Source organism: Paramicrobacterium fandaimingii, from assembly GCF_011751745.2.
Lineage (GTDB): Bacteria > Actinomycetota > Actinomycetes > Actinomycetales > Microbacteriaceae > Paramicrobacterium > Paramicrobacterium fandaimingii.
Map to the genome: position 1 here is coordinate 2,586,285 of NZ_CP061170.1, position 23,587 is coordinate 2,609,871.

General features: G+C 62.1%; 19 protein-coding genes, 1 tRNA gene, 1 other RNA gene and 1 pseudogene. 13 read left to right on the forward strand and 9 right to left on the reverse strand.

The window, feature by feature from the left end; all coding sequences use genetic code 11:
• The first annotated feature begins 112 nt into the window (after nt 1–112).
• Nucleotides 113–463 carry a ferredoxin gene (gene fdxA / locus HCR84_RS12495; RefSeq protein ID WP_166980542.1) on the forward strand — a complete coding sequence of 117 codons (351 nt, stop codon included), beginning with the start codon at nt 113–115 and terminating at the stop codon, nt 461–463.
• A 65-nt stretch (nt 464–528) separates the two neighbouring features.
• Here fdxA and HCR84_RS17830 read toward each other — a convergent pair.
• Nucleotides 529–609: pseudogene (locus HCR84_RS17830) on the reverse strand (hypothetical protein); the annotation flags it as partial.
• A 199-nt stretch (nt 610–808) separates the two neighbouring features.
• Here HCR84_RS17830 and HCR84_RS12505 point away from each other — a divergent pair.
• Nucleotides 809–2,746, forward strand: a complete 1,938-nt coding sequence (locus HCR84_RS12505) for a BCCT family transporter (protein WP_166980540.1) — start codon at nt 809–811, stop codon at nt 2,744–2,746.
• A gap of 60 nt (nt 2,747–2,806) precedes the next feature.
• On the opposite strand, the gene HCR84_RS12510 is transcribed toward HCR84_RS12505, so the two are convergent.
• The 4 genes from HCR84_RS12510 to HCR84_RS12525 all read right to left on the reverse strand — a co-directional run bounded on the left by HCR84_RS12510 (nt 2,807) and on the right by HCR84_RS12525 (nt 5,960).
• Complete coding sequence (locus HCR84_RS12510; RefSeq protein ID WP_195706643.1) at nt 2,807–3,820, reverse strand: isopenicillin N synthase family dioxygenase; 1,014 nt, start codon at nt 3,818–3,820, stop codon at nt 2,807–2,809.
• A 147-nt stretch (nt 3,821–3,967) separates the two neighbouring features.
• Entirely contained in the window at nt 3,968–4,966 is a 999-nt protein-coding gene (locus tag HCR84_RS12515; protein ID WP_166980537.1) for a squalene cyclase, read from the reverse strand.
• An 80-nt stretch (nt 4,967–5,046) separates the two neighbouring features.
• Complete coding sequence (locus tag HCR84_RS12520; protein WP_166980535.1) at nt 5,047–5,472, reverse strand: molybdenum cofactor biosynthesis protein MoaE; 426 nt, start codon at nt 5,470–5,472, stop codon at nt 5,047–5,049.
• Nucleotides 5,472–5,960: a MogA/MoaB family molybdenum cofactor biosynthesis protein gene (locus HCR84_RS12525; RefSeq protein ID WP_166980533.1), complete on the reverse strand. Its 489-nt coding sequence runs from the start codon at nt 5,958–5,960 to the stop codon at nt 5,472–5,474. Before HCR84_RS12525 ends, HCR84_RS12520 begins: the two co-directional genes overlap by 1 nt.
• Before the next feature lie 354 nt (nt 5,961–6,314).
• Between HCR84_RS12525 and HCR84_RS12530 the strand changes: the two genes are divergently transcribed.
• The 5 genes from HCR84_RS12530 to narI are packed head-to-tail and all read left to right on the forward strand — an operon-like array spanning nt 6,315 to nt 14,609.
• Nucleotides 6,315–7,643: an MFS transporter gene (locus HCR84_RS12530; protein WP_244972476.1), complete on the forward strand. Its 1,329-nt coding sequence runs from the start codon at nt 6,315–6,317 to the stop codon at nt 7,641–7,643.
• 60 nt (nt 7,644–7,703) lie between these two features.
• Complete coding sequence (locus HCR84_RS12535; protein ID WP_166980531.1) at nt 7,704–11,525, forward strand: nitrate reductase subunit alpha; 3,822 nt, start codon at nt 7,704–7,706, stop codon at nt 11,523–11,525.
• The gene (gene narH, locus HCR84_RS12540) at nt 11,525–13,174 is read left to right on the forward strand and encodes a nitrate reductase subunit beta (protein ID WP_166980529.1); all 1,650 of its coding nucleotides are present in this window, start codon (nt 11,525–11,527) and stop codon (nt 13,172–13,174) included. The genes HCR84_RS12535 and narH overlap by 1 nt, the downstream gene beginning before the upstream one ends.
• Nucleotides 13,171–13,851, forward strand: a complete 681-nt coding sequence (gene narJ / locus HCR84_RS12545) for a nitrate reductase molybdenum cofactor assembly chaperone (RefSeq protein WP_166980527.1) — start codon at nt 13,171–13,173, stop codon at nt 13,849–13,851. The genes narH and narJ overlap by 4 nt, the downstream gene beginning before the upstream one ends.
• Entirely contained in the window at nt 13,848–14,609 is a 762-nt protein-coding gene (gene narI, locus HCR84_RS12550) for a respiratory nitrate reductase subunit gamma (RefSeq protein WP_166980525.1), read from the forward strand. Before narJ ends, narI begins: the two co-directional genes overlap by 4 nt.
• Before the next feature lie 19 nt (nt 14,610–14,628).
• Here narI and ffs read toward each other — a convergent pair.
• Nucleotides 14,629–14,725: signal recognition particle sRNA small type (gene ffs / locus HCR84_RS12555), an RNA gene on the reverse strand.
• A 109-nt stretch (nt 14,726–14,834) separates the two neighbouring features.
• On the opposite strand from ffs, the gene HCR84_RS12560 reads away from it, so the two are divergent.
• Nucleotides 14,835–14,922, forward strand: a tRNA-Ser gene (locus HCR84_RS12560).
• Between the two features lie 498 nt (nt 14,923–15,420).
• On the opposite strand, the gene HCR84_RS12565 is transcribed toward HCR84_RS12560, so the two are convergent.
• Nucleotides 15,421–16,206: an SDR family NAD(P)-dependent oxidoreductase gene (locus HCR84_RS12565; protein WP_166980524.1), complete on the reverse strand. Its 786-nt coding sequence runs from the start codon at nt 16,204–16,206 to the stop codon at nt 15,421–15,423.
• Between the two features lie 122 nt (nt 16,207–16,328).
• Here HCR84_RS12565 and HCR84_RS12570 point away from each other — a divergent pair, with 122 nt between their 5' ends.
• Both HCR84_RS12570 and HCR84_RS12575 read left to right on the forward strand, forming a co-directional pair.
• Nucleotides 16,329–17,063 (forward strand): SDR family oxidoreductase, encoded by a 735-nt coding sequence (locus tag HCR84_RS12570; RefSeq protein WP_166980522.1) that lies wholly within the window; start codon nt 16,329–16,331, stop codon nt 17,061–17,063.
• 29 nt (nt 17,064–17,092) lie between these two features.
• Nucleotides 17,093–17,830 carry a FadR/GntR family transcriptional regulator gene (locus tag HCR84_RS12575; RefSeq protein WP_166980520.1) on the forward strand — a complete coding sequence of 246 codons (738 nt, stop codon included), beginning with the start codon at nt 17,093–17,095 and terminating at the stop codon, nt 17,828–17,830.
• Here HCR84_RS12575 and HCR84_RS17835 read toward each other — a convergent pair.
• Nucleotides 17,809–18,645 carry an IclR family transcriptional regulator gene (locus tag HCR84_RS17835; RefSeq protein WP_166980518.1) on the reverse strand — a complete coding sequence of 279 codons (837 nt, stop codon included), beginning with the start codon at nt 18,643–18,645 and terminating at the stop codon, nt 17,809–17,811. The genes HCR84_RS12575 and HCR84_RS17835 overlap by 22 nt on opposite strands.
• Nucleotides 18,646–18,747: 102 nt before the next feature.
• Nucleotides 18,748–20,274 carry a sulfatase family protein gene (locus HCR84_RS12585; RefSeq protein WP_244972478.1) on the reverse strand — a complete coding sequence of 509 codons (1,527 nt, stop codon included), beginning with the start codon at nt 20,272–20,274 and terminating at the stop codon, nt 18,748–18,750.
• Between the two features lie 46 nt (nt 20,275–20,320).
• On the opposite strand from HCR84_RS12585, the gene HCR84_RS12590 reads away from it, so the two are divergent.
• From HCR84_RS12590 to HCR84_RS12600, 3 genes are all read left to right on the forward strand, one after another.
• On the forward strand, nt 20,321–21,355 hold the full coding sequence (locus HCR84_RS12590; RefSeq protein ID WP_166980514.1) for a tripartite tricarboxylate transporter substrate binding protein: 1,035 nt from the start codon (nt 20,321–20,323) through the stop codon (nt 21,353–21,355).
• Between the two features lie 3 nt (nt 21,356–21,358).
• A complete protein-coding gene (locus HCR84_RS12595; RefSeq protein ID WP_166980512.1) occupies nt 21,359–21,883 on the forward strand; it encodes a tripartite tricarboxylate transporter TctB family protein in 525 nt (174 codons plus the stop codon).
• A 90-nt stretch (nt 21,884–21,973) separates the two neighbouring features.
• The gene (locus HCR84_RS12600; RefSeq protein WP_166980511.1) at nt 21,974–23,470 is read left to right on the forward strand and encodes a tripartite tricarboxylate transporter permease; all 1,497 of its coding nucleotides are present in this window, start codon (nt 21,974–21,976) and stop codon (nt 23,468–23,470) included.
• Nucleotides 23,471–23,587: the final 117 nt, after the last annotated feature.

A 23,587-nucleotide genomic window follows, 5' to 3' on the forward strand; every position in this document is an offset into this window, starting at 1 on the left:
ATCGTTGTTCTTTCAGACGATCCGTTCGGCGAGGTTTCCCGCGTACAATTAACCGGAAGATGGTGCGGTTTATACCCATTATCCGCCACCTCAGCTCAGGGAGGGAACGAAAGTGACCTACGTCATCGCCCAACCATGCATTGACGTCGTCGACAGGGCGTGCGTCGACGAGTGCCCCGTTGACTGCATCTATGAGGGCGAACGCGCTCTCTACATTCACCCGGACGAATGCATCGACTGCGGCGCATGCGAACCCGTCTGCCCCGTTGAGGCGATCTACTACGAAGACGACCTTCCCAGCGAGTGGGCCGATTATCTGCACGACAACGCGGAATTCTTCACCATGCAGCTGCCGGGGCAGGCCTCGCCCATCGGGTCCCCCGGAGGCGCAGCCAAGGTCGGTGCCGTGGGAAGCGACACTCCGCTTGTCGCCTCGCTCCCTCCGCAGAACACCGCCGACTGACGGGCCTCAAACCGGCCGCGTGACAGCGACCGCGCTAAATCGACTGCCGATAGCCGAATCCATTTCACAAGCTTGAACCCGAGTTGCACCTCATTGCGCAGTCGAAGCGGCACTCCGTGCCCGAACGAGACGGGCTCGCCGTTCATGGCTCAGAATGCAGAAGTGCACGGATTCGGGCCGCACCAGATTTTACCGAATTATTATCCTTTTACTCTCCGACTCCGGCATTCTCACGCATATCGCGCCGCACGATCAGCAGCAAAACCTGAGCTGTCACTTTGATTGTGACCCGATTTGCGACCAGTATGAAGTACCGCACCATCGATGCCGACGGAACGGAAAGTGATGAGCGTAGAGAACGACACACCAGAAAACGACGCACAGAACGTCGACGCCTCAGCGCCAGACGAGCAGGAAAAGCATCACCACGCTGCGCCTCAGAGCATTCCTGGCGCGCCCGAGGAAGACCTGTCATTGACGCCGGTCCCTCAGCACATGCACATCGCCGAGAATGACACAGACGACCAGATCACCGAAAAGCTCAAACGGCAGGGAGTGCGTCTGGGCAAGGGCCTGATCGCGCCGCGGGTGTTCTGGCCAGCGCTGATCATCATCGTCGCGGTCGTGGTGCTTGCCGTCGCCTTCCCCAAAGGAACGGCGAAGGTATTCAGCGACGCTCAGGGTTGGATCGTCGCGAATGTCGGCTGGTACTACATGCTCGTCATCGGAGGCTTCGTCGCCTTCATGATCGTCCTGGCGTTCTCACGCCTCGGCGCGGTGAAGCTCGGCCGAGACGAAGATAAACCCGAGTTCGGCGTCATGTCGTGGTTCGCCATGCTCTTCGCCGCCGGTATGGGGATCGGCCTCGTGTTCTACGGCGTCGGTGAACCGCTCACCTATGCGACAGTGAGCCCGAAGCCCGGCTGGGAGGGCGACCAGAGTGACATCGCCGGCCTCGCCATGGCACAGACCTTCGTGCATTGGGGCCTCCACCCGTGGGCCGTCTATGCCGTCATCGGTCTCGCCCTCGCCTATGCGATTCACAGGCGCGGGCGCCCCGTCTCTATTCGATGGGCGCTTGAACCGCTCTTCGGCGACAAGGTCAAGTCGTGGCCAGGCGATGTGATCGACATTCTCGCGATCTTCGGCACGGTCTTCGGCATCGCCACATCACTGGGACTCGGAGTCAAGCAGATCTCGTCCGGCCTGCACGCCATCGGTGTGATCGGCGAGGTCAACAACACGATTCTCATCGTGCTGATCATCGTGATCACGTTCCTGGCGACGCTCTCCGTCGTGAGCGGCGTCGGCGCGGGCATCAAGTGGCTCTCGAACATCAACCTCAGTCTTGCCGGCCTGCTGATGGTGACGATGCTCATTCTCGGCCCGACGCTGTTCCTGCTGCGAAACCTTGTGCAGTCGCTCGGCGTCTACCTGGCCAACGTGCTGAACATGACATTCGATGTCGGCGCATACACCGGCGCGGAAGGGCAGGAATGGCTCTCCACGTGGACCATCTTCTACTGGGGCTGGTGGATCGCCTGGGCCCCGTTTGTCGGAGTTTTCATCGCCCGCATCTCTCGCGGCCGCACCGTTCGCCAGTTCATCGCCGGCGTGCTTCTCGTCCCCACCATCGTCGGGATGCTGTGGTTCTCGGTGCTGGGCGGTTCCGGCTTGTTCCGGCAGTTCTACGGCGCGGGTGATCTCGTCACAGATGGCGCGGTCTCGGCGGAGGGGTCACTGTTCCAGGTACTGGAGGGTCTGCCGCTTGGCAACATCCTCTCGGTGATTGCGATTCTTCTCGTCGCGATCTTCTTCATCACATCGTCCGACTCGGGATCCCTCGTCGTCGACATGCTGGCCTCGGGAGGACACCCGAACCCGCCGACCTGGTCGCGCGTACTGTGGGCTGTGCTCGAGGGTGCCGTCGCCATCGCACTGCTCATCGCGGGCGGTCTCGAGTCACTGCAAGCGGGATCGCTCATCACCGCGCTGCCGTTCAGCATCATCCTCGTCATCATGTGCATTGCGACGGTGCGCGGGCTCACCTACGAGCGACGGATGATGGACTACGCCGAGAGGCTTGCGCGGCTCGACCGCGTAACCTCGCACATCACCGGCAGAATGACGGAGACGATTCCAGAGATTCCCCAGCTGCGAAGCTACATCGACGACCGCATCGACTATCGAATCTCCCGCACCACCGGGGTCGTGCGCCCGAGGGCTCCCAAGCAGGCCGAGGATCCGCCGAAAAAGGAGCCTCGCAAGAGACGCGAGCGATAGCGCGAAAGATGAGGGCGGGATGCTGGTCAGCACCCCGCCCTCGTCTCTGTGCGCCGGCCGCTACAGGCGGGCGAGCAGGTCTTTGTGGTGCGCCTCAACGACGTTCGGGTGCGCCCGCATGCGGTAGCGCAGCGCGTTGTCGCCGTAGGTCTCGAGAATCGGGCTGTTCGTCGGATCGACGGAGAGTCCTCGCGCCTCGGCGGCGAGCTCGGGGCTGAGCTCAAGCTGGGGCATTCGCGTGTCGAGGTGCGGGTTGAAGAAGAACGGCAGCGAGATGCGGTCTGTGCCCTTGAGCGGCGAGATCACGCGGTGCAGGGTCGCCTTGAGGTAGCCGCCCGTTGCCAGCTCGAGCATCTCGCCGATGTTCACGACGAACGCGCCGGGCACGCTGGGAGCGTCGATCCACTCCCCCTCGTGCTCCACCTGCAGGCCGTCCTTGCCCTCTTCGACGAGCAGAAGCGTCAGTACGCCGCCGTCACGGTGGTGGCCGACGCCCTGCTTGGGCTCCGGATCGGACTCGCCGGGGTACCGCACGATCTTCAGCACAGAGAACGGATCTGTCGCGAAGGCCTCGTCGAACACGTTCTCGGGGGCGCCGAGCGACACCGCCCACGTGCGCAGCAGCCGCAGCGCAACCTCATTGAGTCGGTCCGTCCACTCGGTCACGGTCTTCTGAAGCTCAGGGAGCTCCGATGGCCACTGGTTCGGCCCCTCGAGGCGCCAATAGTCCGCAACGCCGTCAGCATCGGCCACCGCAGCGCGCTCGGGGCCCACGTCGATCTGCTCGCGCCAGTCCACCTCGCCTGCCGTCAATTCGCCGCCCATGCGGGTGTAGCCGCGAAACTGCGGGCTGTTCACGTTCTCGATGGCGAGCTTCTGCTGGGCGGGCAGGTCGAAGAACCGGCGCGACACGTCGAGCACGTCATCGATGAGCTCTTGCGGAACGCCGTGCCCCACCAGGTAGAAGAAGCCGACCTCGTGCGTCACGTCGCGCAGTTCGGCGCAGAACGCGGCGGCCTCATCAGCACCAGCGTTGAGACGGGACATGTCGAGAATGGGGAGCGAAGTGATCATGTCAAAATACTTGCACCGACAACCACTGTTTGTCACGCGTGTTACGTGCAACAAATGAAATATGACACGGATGCTGATAAATGCACTCATCGTCGGGCGAGGTGTGCACCCGCTCCCCCCGCGTTCACGAGCGAACGGTTCGCGAACTCACGATGCGCGATCCCACCAATCGAGAACCCGGATGCCCATCATCGTGAGCCACGGTGACGGTTCGCCCACGGGAACATCGATGTCGAACCAGGCGCGCCCCGGCATCCGGCCGCCCTGCAACCACGTGCCGTCGGGCTGTCGCTGCGTCCTGACCAAGTCAACGGCGTCAGCGAGACGAGGGTCTGGCGAGCGCCCCTCATAAAGCGAGACCTCTCGAAAGTGCTCGAGTGCGGCCAGTGCACTGTACTGATAACGGTTCGGGTAGGTGAACTGCTCGACGAAATCGCCGACTGGCTCACCCGTCGACTCTCGAGACAGCAGGCGCCGTTTCAGCAGGTACTCCTCACCGCCGTGGCGCGCATCCCGGAGGCTCTCGTCGCCGCTGATCTTCTCGTAGTGCAGCATCCCGCGGATCGCGTTCAGGGTGGAGTGGAACGATGACCGCGTCGAGTTCCCTTCTTCCGCCTCGCAGTTCCAGCCACCATCGGCGAGGCGATGTGCAGGAAACCACGCGGCAAGCTGCGAGACGTCAGCGCCGAGCCATGCGCCGGTCGCGAGTGTGAACGCGTTGATGCACACGTCGACCTCGCCGCCCCAGTACGGCAGATCGTCGTACTCCCAGCGACTGTTCGCCTCCAGCTTCGCCGCCGTTCCTGCTAGCCCATCGGCATCGAGGCCCCATTCGCGCAGGTCCTTGAGCGACCACGTCGTCGCCGTCCACGGCTGCCCGGGCTCGTCTGCCTCGGCACTGCCGAAGAACCCGGCGGGAAAATATGCCCCTCCCGCCCACTGCCCATCGGTGTCTTGCTCCGCCAGCAGCCGGGCGCCGAAGCCCTCGATCGCCACACGCGATCGCGTCGCCTGCCAGATCTCGGGCGGAGCTCCGGCGATGTCACGCTCGACCTGCCATCGCAGCGCAGGGTCGGTATCGAGCATCCAATCGAGAACCGCTGCGCTCGGCGCGGCATCGTCACGAGACTTCGCCCAGTCGTTCATGCGCGACACGCTACGCCAAGCCTCCGACGATGAAAACCCCATCACCGGATGCTGCGCAGCACCCGGCGGCGATCGCGCTGTTACGCAAGACGGCCGAGGCCCACCCAGCCGTAGCTGCCGTCGGCCTCGATCTGCTTCTTCCACACCGGAAGCTCGGCCTTCACCGATTCAACGAGTGCGCGGCAGACGTCGAAGGCCTCTGCCCGATGAACGCTCGACACGGCGCAGACGATCGCCGCATCGCCGATGCCGAGACTGCCGACGCGGTGGCTCACGGCGATGCGCAGTCCGTCGGCGTCCACCGCCGCAGCGAGCTCGGCAAGAACCGCCTCGGCATCCGGATGCGCACTGTACTCCAGCTCGACGACGCGCCCCACGGCATCCGGGTCGTTGTCGCGCACAGTTCCCACGAACAGTGCGCTCGCCCCCTGCTGCGCGTGCGCGACAGCATCCATGTGCCCTGTGACGTCGAGGGCGCTCTCAGAGACGCTCGCTGTGCGAATCATCAGTGGTCTCCTCCGTCAAGCTGGCTCAGCACGTGATCAGCGACCGAGAGAATCACCGGGATGCCGTCGCGCACCGCCCCTGTCGAGCCGGCGAGGTTCACAACCAGCGCCGGGCCGATCACGCCGGCGACGCCGCGCGAGAGAATGGCGCCCGCCACATTCTCGGCCCCCACCCGGCGAATCTGCTCGGCAATGCCCGGAAGACTCAGCCGCAGAAGCGGAACCGTCGCCTGCGGTGTGACATCTCGAGGGGCAACGCCCGTGCCGCCCGTCGTCACGATCAGTCGAGCTCCGATGTCGATACCCGAGCGGATGCTGCCCGCAATCGCGTCGATGTCGTCGGGAACCACCCGCACGTCGGCCGTCCATCCGGCCTCCACGAGCAGCGACACGGCGGCGGGCCCCGACCTGTCTTCGCGCTGCCCGGTGCTGGCGCGATCCGACACCGTAATGACCCGGGCGACTCTGCTCGATGGGGCGTGATCCATACCGCAAGTGTAGGCAATGCCCGCCGTCGCTGCGCGGTGCGCGCGCCCGCCTCCGTGAAACGTGCACGCTCACGGACAACGTGCATCCGCACACCCCTGCACGATATCCGCAGCCCTGCACAATGCCCGTGCCCACGACTTCTGTCGGCCCGCCTGATGAACGTCTGATTAAACACGGTGGTTTCGCACGCGGACAGCCTGATTACCGGCAAAACTCGAAGCAGCCGGGGGTATTTCCCGGCCGGTAGCTCAGAGAAGTTAGCCTGTCCTAACCCAGTGGCCCCTCGATAGGCTCCACAGTCAAGGCACAGGTGCTGATTTCGGCTACAGCGTTACGTGGTTGGAGGAGGAAACGTGGACGCGACGACGGATACGAACGAGAATGTCCTCCGCCTGAAGCCGGACTTATCGAACTGGGATCCTGAGCAGCCCGAGACCTGGGACAGCGCACGCGCCTGGCGCACCCTCTGGATCACGACATTCACGATGATCCTGGCGTTCGCCACGTGGTATCTCGTGAGTGCCATCGCGCCGCGCCTCAACGACATTGGCTACTCGCTCACCGACCAGGAGCTCTACTGGCTTGTCGCGCTCCCCGGGCTGGCGGGCGGCCTCATTCGCCTGCTGTTCATGTTTCTTCCGCCGCTTCTCGGCACCCGCACCATCGTCGCCCTGTCGGCGTTTCTTCTCTTGATTCCGCTGCTCGGGTGGACGGTGGTCGTGCGCGACCCGACGATTCCGTTCTGGTTTCTGATGCTTCTGTCGTTCAGCGCCGGTGTCGGCGGAGGCAGTTTCAGCGGCCTCATGGCCTCGACGAGCTACTTCTTTCCCAAACGTCTCTCGGGAACAGCGCTCGGACTGCAAGCCGGAATCGGCAACTTCGGCATCGGCATCGTTCAGTTTCTCGTGCCCTGGGTCGTGGGCTTCGGCCTGCTCGGCACCGCCGCGCTGACGCCGCAGTCGCAGACAGACGGCACCCTCGTCTGGCTGCACAACGGCGGCCTCGTGATGGTGCCGTGGGTGCTGCTCGCCGCGATCGCCGCGATCGTGTTCTTGCGCCGGGTTCCGGTGAAAGCGAACTTTCGGCAGCAGATGAACATCTTCGGGCTGAAGCACACCTGGATCATGTCGGCGCTCTACCTCATGTCGTTCGGGGCGTTCTCTGGCCTCGCCGCGCAGACTGGGCTCATCATCGGCGACGTCTTCGGCGGCTTCGACAACGCGCCGAACCCCCTCGCGTGGGCATGGATCGGCCCGCTGCTCGGCGCCGGCGTCCGCGCCGCGTGCGGGCCGCTCTGTGACAAGTGGGGCGGTGCGAAGTTCACATTCACCGGCGGCCTCGGTATGACGGCGGGCACCATCGTCACCCTGTTCTTCCTCTCGCCGTCGAGCGTGAACGAGTTCTGGGGATTCCTCACCGGCATGCTGCTCGTCTTCTTCTTCTCGGGCTTCGCCAACGCGGGAACGTTCAAGCAGATGCCCATGATCTTCACGAAGGTGCAGGCGGGCGGAACGATCGGCTGGACAGCATCCATTGGCTCGTTTGGTCCGTTTCTCGTCGGCATGGCCCTCTCGGTGATGAGCCCCACGACGTTCTTCATCATCTGCGCGGCCTGGTGCGGCTTCTGCACCGGGCTCGCCTGGTGGTACTACGCGAGACCCGGGGCGGAGAAGCCGAGTTGAGGCACGCAGAAGCCAGCACCGGATGCTCGGGCACGACGAACGATGAAAGGTAAGGATCAGATGGCGAAGCGCACACGCACCGCACCGCACCGGGTCGACAGCGGAGCCCGCACCGACGGGCCGCTCGCCGACTCGCTTGTGAACCTCGGGCGCTACCTTCGCCCGGGCGAGGTGTCAGACGATCTGCGTTCCGTGTATCTGAAGGGCGGGCGCGCCGGCGACTCCTTCTACCGCGATCGCTGGTCGCACGACAAGGTCGTTCGCTCGACGCACGGCGTCAACTGCACGGGCTCCTGCTCGTGGAAGGTGTACGTGAAAGACGGCATCATCACGTGGGAGACCCAGCAGACCGATTACCCGTCTGTCGGCCCCGACATGCCCGAGTACGAGCCACGCGGATGCCCCCGAGGCGCCGCGTTCAGCTGGTACACCTACTCGCCGACGCGCGTGCGCTACCCCTACGTGCGTGGTGTGCTGCTGCAGATGTACCGGGAGGCAAAGCAGCGCCTCGGCGACCCGGTCGCCGCGTGGGACGAGATCACCAGCGACCCCGAGAAGGCGAAGACCTACAAGCGGGCACGCGGCAAGGGCGGTCTTGTGCGCGCCGAGTGGGACGAAGCTGCCGAGATCATCGCCGCAGCCCACGTGCACACGATCAAGAAGTACGGCCCAGACCGCGTCGCCGGGTTCTCGCCGATTCCCGCGATGAGCATGGTCTCGCACGGCGTCGGCGCCCGCTTCGTCAATCTCATCGGCGGCACGATGCAGTCGTTCTACGACTGGTACGCCGACCTGCCCGTTGCCAGCCCGCAGGTTTTCGGCGACCAAACCGATGTTCCCGAGTCGGCTGACTGGTTCAACGCCGCCTACCTCATGATGTGGGGCTCCAACGTGCCGGTCACCCGCACGCCAGACGCGCACTTCATGACCGAGGCGCGGTATCGCGGGCAGAAGGTGATCACCGTCTCGCCCGACTACGCAGACAACTCGAAGTTCGCCGACGAGTGGCTCGCACCGCACCCCGGAACCGACGGGGCTCTGGCCATGGCCATGGGCCACGTGATTCTGAAAGAGTTCTTCGTCGACCGCGAGACGCCGCGCTTCAACGATTACCTCAAGCGCTTCGCCGATGCGCCGTATCTCGTTGCCCTGCAGAAACGCGGCGACGCCTGGGTTCCCGGCAAGTTCATCACTGCCGCCGATCTCGGTGGGGCGGATGCCGAAACGGCGAACCCCGCCTTCAAGACGGTGCTGCTCGATCAGAGCGGCTCCCCCGTCGTTCCGAATGGTTCGCTCGGTCACCGCTTCAGCGAGGCTGACACCGGAAAGTGGAACCTCGACCTCGGCGACGTCGACCCGCTGCTGTCGATCATGCATTCGCCCGCCTGGTCGGGAGAAGCCGCGGCGATCGACCTGCCGCGGTTCGATTTGACGCCGACAGACGGCGCGGCAGACGGCACAGGCAACACATTCGGCACAGACAATGGAGACAGCGCGAGCGACGCGCACACAGGCGGCTCCGGAGTCGTGCGCCGCGGCGTGCCGACAGCATCCATCGCCGGTCAGACGGTCACGACGGTGTTCGACCTGCTGCTCGCGCAGTACGGCGTCGGGCGCGACGGCCTCCCCGGTCAGTGGCCCACAGGGTACGACGACCCGTCAACCCCCGGAACCCCCGCGTGGCAAGAGGAGATCACCTCGGTGAACGCCGAGCAGGTCGCCCGCATCGGCCGCGAGTTCGCCGACAACGCCGAGCGCAGCAACGGCCGCTCCATGATCATCATGGGCGCGGGCACCAACCACTGGTTCCACTCGGACACCATCTACAGAACCTTCCTCACGCTCACGACGATCACCGGATGCCAGGGAGTCAACGGGGGCGGATGGGCACACTACGTCGGGCAGGAGAAGGTGCGGCCGCTCACCGGCTACAACCAGTATCAGCTCGCCGCCGACTGGGTGCGCCCCGCGCGCAACATGATCGGCACAGCGTTCTGGTACCTCGCCACAGACCAGTGGCGCTACGACGGACTGCCGGCCGATCAGCTTGCCTCGCCGCTCGCGAAAGGCCAGTTCGCCGATCGCACCACGGCTGACTGCATGGTGGAGTCGGCAAAGCGCGGGTGGATGCCCAGCTACCCCACCTTCGACAAGAACCCGCTCGACATCGTCGACGAGGCTCGAGCCACAGGCGTCGAACCGCAGCAGTACGTGATCGACAGCCTGAAAGACGGCAGCCTGCACTTCGCCTGCGAAGACCCAGACAGCCCCGAGAACTTTCCCCGAGTTCTCAGCATCTGGCGCGGAAACATTCTGGGCTCCTCCGGCAAGGGAAACGAATACTTCCTCAAGCACCTCTTGGGAACGGATGCCGCGGTGCGCGCTCCCGAGGCGGAGGGCGACAGGCGCCCGCGCACAATGACGTGGCACGACGAAGCACCGGAGGGCAAGCTCGATCTGCTCTTCACCGCCGACTTCCGCATGACGAGCACGACGCTGTTCTCTGACGTCGTGCTCCCCGCAGCCACCTGGTACGAGAAGCACGATCTCTCGTCGACAGACATGCACCCGTTCGTGCACTCGTTCAACCCGGCAATTCAGCCGCCGTGGCAGACGCGCACTGACTTCGACATCTTCCACACGCTCGCGAAGAAGATGAGCGACATGGCAGTCACGCATCTGGGCGTGCGCGAAGACCTCGTCGCCGCCCCGCTCCTGCACGACACGGCAGACGCCATGGCGACGCCAAACGGCACGGTCACCGATGATGCGCCGCTCGTTCCCGGCGTGAGCATGCCGAAGCTCATCGTCGTCGAGCGCGACTACACGAAGCTCGCCGAGCAGATGAGCGCCCTCGGGCCGCTCACGGCGAAGCTGGGAATGCAGACGAAGGGAATCACCTACGATCCGACGCCCGAGATCGAGAAGCTCGGCCGCGTGAACGGACTCGTGCAGGACGGCCCGTTTGCCGGCAGTGTTCGCCTCGACACCGATGTGCGCGCGTGCGAGATGGTGCTGGCGTTCTCGGGAACGACGAACGGCAGGCTCGCGCTGCAGGGCTTCGAGAAGCTCGGTGCCCACACGGGGCAGTCGAGCCTCGAGGAGCTCGCAGCGGGGTCGGAAGAGACCCGCATCACGTTCCCCGACGTGCAGGCGCGACCTGTGGCCGTCGTCACCTCCCCCGAGTGGTCGGGCTCCGAGCACGGCGGGCGCCGCTACACGGCGTTCGCTGTGAACGTCGAGCACAAGAAGCCGTGGCACACGCTCACGGGACGCATGCACTTCTACCTCGATCACGACTGGATGCTCGAGCTCGGCGAGGCGCTGCCGATCTACCGTCCGCCGCTCGACCTCTACCGGCTGTACGGCGATTCTCAGGTCGGGTCGACGGCACCGACGGGAGCTCCGGGATCCCACGGGAGGGCCGAGGTCGCGGTGCGCTACCTGACTCCGCACTCGAAATGGTCGATTCACTCCGAGTACCAAGACAACCTGTTCATGCTCTCGCTCAGCCGCGGCGGCCCGACCATCTGGATGTCGCCTCAGGATGCCGACAAGATCGGCGTGCGCGACAACGAGTGGATCGAGTCGTACAACCGCAATGGCGTCGTCGTCGCCCGCGCCATCGTGTCGCACCGGATGCCGGAAGGCACTGTGTTCATGTACCACGCAAAGGACCGCACGGTGGATGTTCCGAAGACCGAGACGAGCGGTCTGCGCGGCGGCATCCACAACTCACTCACACGCGTGCTGCTGAAGCCGAGCCACCTCATCGGCGGCTACGCGCAGCTCTCGTTTGCATTCAACTATCTCGGACCAACAGGAAACCAGCGAGACGAGGTGACGGTGATTCGCCGTCGCAGCCAGGAGGTCGAATACTGATGCGCGTCATGGCTCAGATGTCAATGGTGATGAACATCGACAAATGCATCGGGTGCCACACCTGCTCTGTCACCTGCAAGCAGGCGTGGACGAACCGAACCGGTGTCGAGTACGTGTGGTTCAACAACGTCGAGACGAAACCCGGCGTCGGATATCCGCGCGAATACGAAGACCAGGAGAAGTGGGGCGGCGGCTGGGTGCGCACCAAGCGCGGGCGGCTCAAGCTGCGCTCGGGCGGGCGCATTCAGAAGCTCGCGAGCATCTTCTACAACCCGAAGCTGCCCGAGATCGAGGACTACTACGAGCCCTGGACGTACGACTACGACATGCTGCTGAACGCCCCTGCGGGCGAACATACGCCCGTCGCCAAGCCGAAGTCGCTGCTCACCGGCGATGACATGAAGATCGGCTGGTCGGCCAACTGGGACGACAACCTGGGCGGCTCGCCCGAGACGGTGCAGAACGATCCGATTCTCAAGCACATGAGCGACCACGTCGCCATGGAGTTCGAGCAGTCGTTCATGTTCTACCTTCCGCGCATCTGCGAGCACTGCCTCAACCCGTCGTGCGTCGCCTCGTGCCCGTCTGGCGCCATGTACAAGCGCAGCGAAGACGGCATCGTGCTCGTCGACCAGGATCAGTGCCGCGGCTGGCGCATGTGCGTGTCGGGGTGCCCCTACAAGAAGGTCTACTTCAACCACAAGACAGGCAAAGCGGAGAAGTGCACGCTGTGCTACCCGCGCCTCGAGGTGGGGCTGCCCACCGTGTGCAGCGAGACCTGCGTCGGGCGGCTGCGCTACCTCGGGCTCGTGCTCTACGATGCCGACCGCGTTCTCGACGCCGCGAGCGTCGAAGATGAGAAAGATCTTCTCGAGGCGCAGCGCGACATCATTCTCGATCCGCACGACCCGGCCGTCATCGAAGCGGCGCGTGCAGAAGAGATTCCCGAGGACTGGATCGAGGCAGCTCAGAACAGCCCGATCTACAAGCTCATCAACGAGTACCGCGTCGCTCTGCCGCTGCATCCGGAATACCGCACAATGCCGATGGTCTGGTACATCCCACCGCTGTCACCCGTTGTCGACGTCGTCGCGGGAAGCGGCAACGACGGCGAAGACGCGAACAACCTCTTCGCCGCCATCGACCAGCTGCGCATTCCCATGGAGTACCTCGCCGGGTTGTTCAGCGCGGGCGACCTGGGCCCCGTGACGGAGTCGCTGCAGAAGCTGGCGGCCATGCGCTCGTACATGCGCGGCATCAACCTCGACGAGGGGCGAGACGAGTCGATCGCCGAAGCTGTCGGCATGACGGGAACCGAGATGGAGAAAATGTATCGGCTTCTCGCGATCGCAAAGTACGAGGAGCGCTACGTCATTCCGCAGGCGCACTCGGAGCAGGCGCGCGAGCTCGACGAGCTTGCCTGCTCGCTCGACTACGAGGGCGGCCCTGGAATGGGCGGGGCGGGCCCGCTCGGCCTCTCGAGCGGCCACGGCCCCGAGCCCGTCGCCGTCGAGAACTTCCATGTGCTGAAGGATCGCCAGACGGCCGACCGGCCATCATCGCCCGGCCGGGTGAACCTACTCAATTGGGACGGCAATGGCCGCCCAGACGGCATGTTCCCGCCCGACAAGAAGAAAGACGAGCAATGAGTCCCGTCAAGCCGCTGCCCGAGCCTGTTCCGCCGTTGCAACTCACGCCAGACCAGCGGCGCATCGCCCATATGGCGGCATCCATTCTGCTCGATTACCCCGATGCGCAACGGCGTGCGGCCTGGCCTGCCGTCGCCGACGCCGTCGGGAGCCTCCCGATCTCGATCGCTGAGCGGTTTCTCCATTTTCTGACGGCGATGGCGGATGCTGAGGCCGAAGAGCTGGAGCAAAACTACGTCGCCACGTTCGATCTGAAGCGCAAGTGCGCCATGTACCTCACGTACTACGCGGCCGGAGACACGCGCAAGCGCGGCATGGCCCTCGTGCGCTTCATCGAGGCGTACCGGGCCGCCGGCTGCGAGCCGGGCGATGAGGAGCTTCCGGATTACCTCCCCGCCGTGCTGGAGTTCTCGGCGGCGAGCGCGTCTGACATTGCGATCGATCTGCTGGCGGCGCACCGCGACGGCATCGAGGTGCTGCGGGCGGCGCTCACCGGCATGCAGAGCCCTTACCGGCATCTGATCGAGGCGGTTGCGGCGTCGCTGCCCGAGATCGACGCCGAAACGCGCGATCGCTACCTGAGTCTTGTCAACGACGGACCGCCGACCGAGTTGGTCGGGCTGACCTTCCTCGGCGACTTGAAGCCCTACTCCGCACGCGAGGAGGTCGGGGCATGAACGCCCTCGACTTCGTTCTCTGGGTCGCGCTGCCCTACGCGGGCATCGCTGTCTTTATCGTCGGGCACATCTGGCGGTACCGCTATGACCAGTTCGGCTGGACGAGCCGCTCGAGCGAGGTGTACGAGACCCGTCTGCTGCGTTTGGGATCGCCCATGTTCCACTTCGGGGCGCTGTTAGTTCTCGGAGGGCACATTGTCGGGCTTCTGATTCCCCGGGAGTGGCTCTACGCCATCGGCATCGACGAGCACATGTACCACTGGGGAGCGACTGTACTCGGCTCTGCCGCAGCAGCGATGCTCGTTGCCGGGCTGGCGATTCTGATCTTCCGGCGCCGCACGGTGGGCACAGTGTTTCTTGCCACGACAGTGATGGACAAGGTCATGTACGTGTTCCTGTCGCTCACCATCGCGATCGGCACCGCGGCGACGATCGCGCATCAGATCATCGGCGGGGGTTACAACTATCGCGAGACCATCTCGCCGTGGGTGCGCAGCATCCTCTTCTTTCAACCGGACCCGGCGCTCATGATCGACGCACCGCTGCTGTTCCAGCTGCACGCGATCAGCGCCACGCTGCTGTTCATCCTGTGGCCGTTCACGCGCCTCGTGCACGTGTTCTCTGCACCGATCGGCTATCTGTTCCGGCCGTACATCGTGTACCGCTCACGCGACGAGCACCGCGGTTCGCGGTCGATCCGCCGCGGCTGGGAGGGCTCGAACCTGCCAGAGAAGACGCCGAAGCAAAAGCGCTTCTAGCCTGTTCTGCGCCTCAGACAAAAGTGACCCCTCGCGCACCCGCCAGAGCCCGGTTACCCTTGCTACGTTTCCGTCCTGGGGGATTTGGCCTGGATGGCGCCACGCGAGGAGCCAGCATCCATTGTACAGACCGAAACCGTGCCGTCGAACCGGCCCCGCACACGGCGTGGTCGGCACCACCGCTCGGTCTCGGGTAAGATAACCAAGGCCGCTTTTCGCGGCCGTGGAGAATTCGCCTAGTGGCCTATGGCGCACGCTTGGAAAGCGTGTTGGGTTAACGCCCTCGGGGGTTCGAATCCCCCATTCTCCGCCATTGTGATGTCTCGCGACATAGTTCCTATATGTCGCGAGACATCGTTCACTTAATTGTGTTTCTGGCTTGCTGTCAGGGTGGTTTCGGCGGTACCGGATCAGCTCGCCCCCGGTGTTGATTCGCTGAGGAGCAGGCGAGCTCTCACCGGCGCTGGTCACACTTCGCGATGACATCGGTCCAAGGCGATCGCACGCCTCTCTGTGCTTGTCTCACAGGCGTTTGAGGCAGTTAGCGGTGCTCGGTTGCAAGGTCGGCCAGGCCGCGTGTTCTCCGGTTTTCCGGGCCATGGCGAAGGCGAGTGCACGATGTCGTGAGACACCGGTGAACTGTCTCTAGAGAACGATGTCGTGAAACATCGCGGAACTATCTCTTATGAACGATGTCGCGAGACAGGTATGAACGATGTCCTGACCTCAGACACCCCATTCTCCGCCAAATTTCTGCGAGTACTCGTTGACGCAACGTCGCTCGCTAGCCGAGCCGTCGTCAATGCTCATCTCAGTTTTCGCCATAAGCGCGGCTCGGCGCTTGTGTGCTGAATTTTCCACCACTGACATCTGTCAGCGTTCCGGTGATGTACCCGGCGAAGTCGCTGGCAAGGAAACACAGAAGATCAGCAATATCATCTGGCTTGCCCCATCGACGAACAGTAAGCATGTCCAGACGCTTCGACTGTTCGCCATCTGGCAGGTCGGCAAAGCCATTCATTGCCGTCGGAATCATTCCCGGGGCATACGAATTGACCGTAATCCCCCACGGACCAAGCTCACCCGCCAACGTTCGCGAGAACTGAACGACGGCGGCCTTTGATGCAGCGTACGCCGACGCGCCGATGCTTGGCATTATCGCTGCGAACGATGCAGCGTTGATGATGCGGCCGTAGTTCTGATTCTTCATCACGGGTGCGACAGCCTTGCATGTGTTGAACACGCCCCGCACGTTGATGTCGAAGCAGCGATCCCAGACGTCGCGCTCCAGATTTTCCACGAGACCCACGGCGTTCACCCCGGCGTTGTTGACGAGAACGTCGATTCGCCCATGCGCGGCGACAATGCCGTCGATGGCCTCGTGAACACCGTCTGTATCTCGCACATCACAAACAACGCCAGCGTTGTCCCACCCCTCGCCAGGGAAATCTGTTGCCAACGCGCGCAATCCGTCGACGTTCACATCGAGAGGAACGACAGTGGCACCTTCACCCTTGAAACGTCTCGCGATCTCTCGCCCGATACCCGTCGCTGCCCCCGTTATGACAACGACCTTGCCCGTGAAATCAATCTGCATGAGGCGTACTGCTCCTTCTGTCACGATCCACGTAAATTTGAATAACTCTTACTTTATATAGTTATGCTCTAATAAAAGCATACTTTATAGGATGCTGGAGAGCCATGAAGGAGAGCAAACCAATGCATACGGAAGCGTCGACACCGGTCTTGTGGGTCACGGGTGCGGGAAGCGGGATGGGTCGAGCGATCGCTCTCGCTGCGGCGGAGCGCGGTTACAAGGTTGCTCTCTCTGGGCGCCGCCTCGCCTCGCTTGCGGGCGTCGCTCGGATAGTCTCCGAGCGGGGAGGAACGAGCTTGACTGTCGCGATGGACACCTCCGACCCCGAGAGCGTCAAGCATGCGCACTCAACAATTGAGAGGGAATGGGGCACCGTGACTCACGTTGCGCTGTCGGCTGGTCTCAATAGCGTGCAACGCTACTGGCAAGATCAATCGATGCAGGAATTCACGTCGGTGGTTCAGACGAATCTGACCGGGGCCGCACTGGTCGTAGATTCGGTGCTTCCCGGCATGCGGCAGATCGGTCACGGCACAATCGTCTTCATCTCTTCCGTTGCCGGCTGGCGATACGCGAAAGATGCCGGTGTCGCATACAGTGCAAGCAAGACGGCAGTCAGCTCCTTGACCAAGACGCTCAACGGGGAGCTCAACAGTCAGGGGATTCGCGCATGCCACCTGTGCCCCGGTGTCGTCGACACAGACTTCCTCTCGCTCAGACCAAACGTGCCTGGCACGGAGGAACGGGCCACGATGCTCACTCCAGACGACATTGCTATGACCGTGCAGTTCGTGCTCGACGCTCCACAGAACATCTGCCTGAACGAGCTGGTAATCACTCCCGTGAGTGCCGCGTGAGCCGCGCGGCACGGCCTACTGGTGGGAGGGTGTCCCCCGTCGATCTCCGACGATCGCTCTTTCCCGACAACACCCCTGAGTCCAGCCTTGCGACGTCCTACGTTCACGTCCACGAACTTCTCGGGAAGGCAATCTGCGATCGTCGTCTTCGTGAGAACGCAGTGATCACAGTTGACGATCTCGAAGTCGCCACGGGCACGTCGAGGAGCGTCGTACGCGAGTCTGCTCGAGTGCTCGGTTCGCTTGGACTCCTTCAGGCGAAAAAACGCGTGGGTCTTCGGATCTTGCCGGAAAGCGAGTGGAATGTCTTCGATCCACAGGTCATCCGTTGGCGACTCGAATCCTCAGACCGAGCCCGGCAGATTCGAGAGCTGCTCGATGTTCGATTGGCCATCGAGCCCGACGCAGCACGACTGGCAAGCGAGACCGGATCAGCCGAGCTCGCCGGGCAGATCATCAGCGTGGCCGGCGCGTTGTGGACATGCGGCATCGAGGGCAACGCTGACGAGTTCTCGCGCAACGATGCACTCTTCCACCGCCTCATCCTCCACGCTTCCGGCAACTCGATGTTTCTCAGGCTGTCGGGCGTGATTCGCGAAAGCTTGCACGAGCGCAACATGAATATCCTCAGCGAAAGCCATGCGAGCATGGAGGATGTTGGACTTCACCTCGACCTTGCTCACCATGTGCAGCGAAGGCAAGGGGACGATGCCGCCACTGTCGCACGAGAGATCATTCGTCGCACTCAGGCAGACGAAGCTCGATAAGCGTCAGGTGACTCTCCACGTTCGGCTGTCACCCTGTTCGAGAGTATGTGGAGAGGGTTGACAAGGCGCGCTCGAAGTTCGAGAAGTTCGTCATGGAGTTCCTGACGCGTCTCGGCTGCTGTTGTTGCGCCGACAAACGAAACTCCCAGCCCGAGTGGGGCTTGCCCGACCCTGCCGGCAGGAAGGCTCACGGCAATACCGTGTACGCCAGGAAGTACAGCACCATCTTCCACGGCGAATCCTCGTTCGCGAACGAGCGCGAGCTTCCCCTGCAGATCCTCCAGATTCCGAGTACTCAGTCCTGTCCACGCCGGGAAGGCGTCGTCTGCGCTGAAGCGTCTCTCCACCTCGTCCGTCGAAAGCTCTGCGAGAAGCGCGTTCCCGACGGCCGTCGATGCTGCGGGAAATCGGTCGCCGATGCTCGCCGACAAACGCAGCGGCGCCCGACCCTCATGGCGAGCCAGGTAGAGAACGTCCGTGCCGTCGAGAACCGCCACCTTGACGAGCTCGTGGCGCATATGCGGGAGTTCCGAGCATGCAGCATAGAAGTCACGAAGTTGGTCATAGTTGGACAAATATGCTCCACCAAGCTCAACCGTGCGTCTGCCCAACTCGTAGCCTTCAGGAACTCGTGTGATGAGACGACTTTCTTCAAGCTCCCTGCAGAGATTCGACGTTGTCGATTTCGCAGATGAGATGGCCTCCGCAATCTCCGTCAGGCTCTTTCCACCTCTCGACTCAGCGAGAAAATCTAGGATCGAGATCGCTTTGGAGAGCGCGGGCACCACCGAGCGCGAAGTGGAAGCATCCTTCACAATGCCCCTTCCGTCAAGAGAAACTGATTCAGCATACTGACCTTGTTACAACATTGTGGCACCTGATGACCGTTATCGATGCAATCGGCGATGACGCCTCCGTCACCGGAAGGCCTTTGCCCAGGTAGAGGTCTTGAGCTCGCTCTCTGCCCGCCATCGGGAGATCACCGTACTGAGTCTGGATCGCGTCGCATGATGCGTCGGGTCATCCCACAGGTTCACCTCCTCGCTCGGATCTGCATGCAGATCGAAGAGCTGACCGTAGTCGTCATCAATGAATTCCACGAGCTTGAACTGATCGTCGCGCACCATCGTCATCAATTCAGTGCCGAAGAGAATGACATCACGAGCATGCTCTGAGAACACAGCTTCTCTGCCTCGCCAAGCCTCTCCTCTCAACGCCGGCGCGAGTGACTCAGCTTCCATCCACGCCGGAGGCTCAAGCCCCGCAAGCTCGAGAACCGTCGGACCAAGATCCATGTGAGCGACGAGTCCGTTGAGAACCTGACCCGGTGCCACCGTTGGCCCCCACACGATTGCAGGAACGCGAACACTTGGCTCGTACATCGTCCACTTCTGCGAGTGCCCGTGGTCATTCAGGCAGTCCCCGTGGTCTGACGTGAAGATGATGATTGTCTCTTCGAGAACGCCGCGCTTCTCGAGCGCATCAATGACGTGACCCACCTGTTCGTCGATCATCGAGACATTTGCCATGTAATGCCGCCGTTGTCTCTGCGTCTGCTCGTCAGTGGGGTGCTCGAGATGAACGACGCCGTCGTGATCGATATCGAGATGGTCCTGCCGAAGTTCCTTGAGAGCATGAGGCTGGCTCTCGATATCGGTCTCCGTCATTGCAGGTTCTGGCATTCGTTCACCCTCGTACGCATCAAGGTGCCGAGGGGTCGGATCGTAGGGAGGGTGCGGTCCGGGGAATCCAATTTGAAGGAAAAAGGGCTCGTCTCCTGGATACGTGTCGAGCCAATGCACGGCGAACCCGCCAACAAAATTGTCTGCATGAAGATCTTCGGGGGCTTCCCACACGAATGCGCCGAGGCGATCCTCGTAGTCAGGCATCGCGCGATACTTTGTTCTGCGGTCAGGCTTGATCAGCCCTCGCGCCATGAACGCTTTATCCCACTGATCCAGAAAGAACGGAAGCTTCGGGTTCGACCGATCTTTGTTCTCCACAACATGTCGTTCGTGAAATCCCACCGACGTCTCATACGGATAGGTGTGCATTTTGCCGACATTCACGCAGCGATACCCCGCTTCGGCAAGCTGCTCAACCCATGAATGATTCCAGGGGTCATCGTTTCTCAGCACCCCCGTCGTATGCGGATACAGGCCAGTGAAGAGACTTGCCCGGGACGGCGCGCATGACGGTGCTGTCACGTAGGTGCGCGTGAACGCGGTACCTTCCTTCACCAATCGATCAAGATTCGGCGTTTTCGCATGCGAATATCCGAGTGCCGCGATGGTGTCGAACCGCTGCTGGTCGGTGATGATGAAGACTACGTTCGGTCGTCCGTCCGTCATTTCTCTACACTTCCTCGTCGAAGACCAATATTCCTGAACACTATTCAGCATACTGGACACAAATTCAAGTTGGCTTGATATTGCGGGTTTCATTCGCTAACGTTCAGTACTCAGAACAGCATTCAGGTCAGGAGCTTCGATGATGAAGATTATTTCCGGTAGTTATGTCTCGCGATATACCGCAGCGAGCGGAGCGCCCGTTTCACGGCAGTGGCACAAGAAGGCCGGTGCAGCATTTGCAGCATGCGCCCTGGTCAGTGTGCTTGCTGGCTGCGCATCAGGTTCGGGAAGCGCATCAGATTCCGGTTGCGACCAGATTGATCTGATCGTTCCTTACTCCCCCGGTGGAAGCTCCGACACGGCGGGTCGCTCCCTCGCGAAGATTGCCGAAGATGAATCGGGGATCACCGTAAACGTGATCAACCAACCGGGAGCCAACGGCACCACAGCGGCAACCAAGGTTGCGCAGAAGAAGCCAAAAGCCTGCGAAGCCATCATGCTTCCGAATGGCCCTTTCACATCAATGCCGTTCTTCCAGGACGTGCAGTTCACGCCAGACGATTTTGCGGCTGTAGCGTCCCTCAACCAGGAAGACATTGTCTTCGTCGTGAATTCCGAAAGCGGATGGACATCACTCGACGACCTTGCTTCGGACAAATCGCATCGCTTCAACTACGGCACCACAGGAGGAGGCAGCTATACCCAATTGGCTCAAGCCCAGACATTCGACAAACTGGGCCTTGACGCAACAGGAGTTCCCTTTGAGGGAAATGCCCCCGCGCTCACTGCACTCCTCGGAAATCAGGTTGACGTCGTCGCTGCCCACCCGGGCGAGGTTCTTCAGTACATCGAATCGGGAGATCTCACGGCCGTCGCGGTATTCAGCGAGGAACGTTCACAATATCTCGAAGACGTCCCCACAGCGCTTGAGCAAGACGTCGATGTCAATATGTCGATCTGGAAGGGACTCTACGTCAATGACGAACTCGAGAAGGCCGCGCTGACAGAGCTCACGGACATCTTCGAGAAGGCCGCTGCATCTGATGAGTTTACGGAAACCCTCGATTCGCTTTACTCTGCTCGCGCAGCGACGACGACGGGCGACATGATCTCGCAGCTCAAGAAGGAACGGAAAACCAACGAAACGCTGTTTGAAGAGCTGGGACTTCTCTAACCCATGTCTGACAGCAGCGAGCGAAGCGAGAACATAGCCTCATCAAGCGAGGACACGAGCGACGTGGTCGATTCTGCGCAGTCCGCTCAGTCGCGCTCTGGGGAAATGCCTCGCCGTCTCGCCGCGACAATCGGCTTCACCATTCTCGGGGCCGGCGCGTGTGCTTGGACTGTTTCGATTGGAATCGGAACACCAGATGCGCCTGGCCCCGGGTTCTGGCCGTTCGTGCTTGGCCTGAGCATCATCGCCGCTGCAATCGTCTTCGTCGTGGTGAACCGGGATGGCAAAGGCGAGCGCTTCAGCCGCGATTCGCTCACGGGCATCAGCCTCATCGGTGCAGTGGCAGTGTTCATCGTTCTCATGACCTATGTTCACTTCATCGTCGCGTCGGCATTCCTCCTGACGATCGGACAGATTCTTGCGGGCGAGCGGAGTTGGATCAAAATCACCGCCGTGACAGTCATCACATCGGCCGCCTGCTGGTTCCTTTTCTTCATCTTGCTCGGCGTTCCAACACCGCGCGTATGACTGGCGTTCCACCTATTCAGTTCTGAGGTCTTCGTGCTCGACTCACTTCTTATCGGCCTTCAAACGGCATTAACACTAGAGAACCTTCTCATGGTGCTGATTGGGGTTCTTGCGGGGAACCTCATCGGAGTGCTGCCGGGCCTCGGCTCAGCAGGAACCATCGCCCTGCTCCTTCCGATCACATACGCGCTGCCTCCCGAATCGGCAATCATTATGCTTGCCGGGATCTTCTACGGCTCCGCGTACGGCGGAACAATCACGTCGGTGCTCCTGAAGATCCCAGGCGAAGCAACAACAATCGTGACGACCTTCGACGGCCACGCAATGGCGAAGAAGGGCCAGGGCGGCGTGGCTCTGGGCATCTCGGCCATCGGTTCGTTTATCGGAGGAACCGTCGCCATCATCGGACTGCTGTTCCTCGCGGCTCCGTTCGCAAAGCTTGCTCTCGAGTTCGGACCGCCCGAATATGCACTTCTCGCTTTCGCAGGAATCATCCTCGTCTCCTATCTCACCAACGGAGCCTTTCTTCGCGGAGCCCTCGTGGCCGGCCTCGGCCTTCTCCTCGCGACAATCGGGCAGGATCCCGTGACGGGCGCGAACCGTTTCACTTTCGGCGTTCCCGACCTTGCCAGCGGAATCTCGTTCGCGGCCGTAGCCATGGGTCTCTTCGGAATCGGCGAGCTTATCTCGACGGTCGAGGGGTCAAAAGGCACGTCGCAGACCGCACTGGGCTACGGACGTGTGTTGCCGAACCGCGCGGAGATGCGAGCATCGGGTGGGCCCATCGCGCGAGGGTCGATTATCGGATTCTTGCTCGGAGTGCTTCCTGGCGGAGGTGCGACAATTGCATCGATGGCGTCGTACGGGCTCGAGAAGCGACTCGGCAAGGATCGCAGTCGCTTTGGGCAAGGCGCGATTGAAGGCGTGGCCGGACCGGAGACAGCGAATAACGCGGCAGCAAACTCCTCGTTCATCCCGCTACTCAGTCTGGGGATTCCCGCAAACACAACGATGGCCGTGATCTTCGGGGCACTTCTCCTGCAGGGAATCACTCCTGGTCCGCTCCTGGTGAGTAGCCACCCTGAAGTCTTCTGGGGCGTGATCGTGTCGATGTTCATCGGCAATATCGTGCTTCTTGCCCTCAACATCCCCCTTGTGAAGATCTTCACGCGACTCCTCAGTGCACCATTGCGCTATCTTGCTCCGATTACGCTTGTCGTCACGCTCGTCGGTGTGTACAGCGTCAACAACACGATGTTCGATGTCTGGGTCGCACTTGGCTTCGGAATCGTCGGATACGTCCTCAAGAAGTACGGGTTCGAACCCGCGCCTCTTGCTCTGGCATTCGTTCTTGGCCCGCTTCTCGAGTCCAACTTCCGTCGAAGCCTTCTCATATCTGACGGATCGTTCACGATCTTCGCTACGAGTCCCGTTGCGCTCGTTGCCCTTGTCGCCGGCGCGATCTTCGTCACTTTCCTCGTGTTGCGTCGAATCACTGCACGTTCGGCCTCAAAACGCTCGTCACAGCGAGTGGAAGCATCGACGTCGACCGACCCGGCACCTCAGCCCGGCAATAAGAAGAAATAGCATTTTCATCGTCGTCTGCCTCCATTCCCCGTGCAGATGACATTGCGTACCTGTGTGTCCTCCAAAGTGAGGACACGACAGGAGCGTCGATCCGTACCAAGATAGACAAGGAGGATT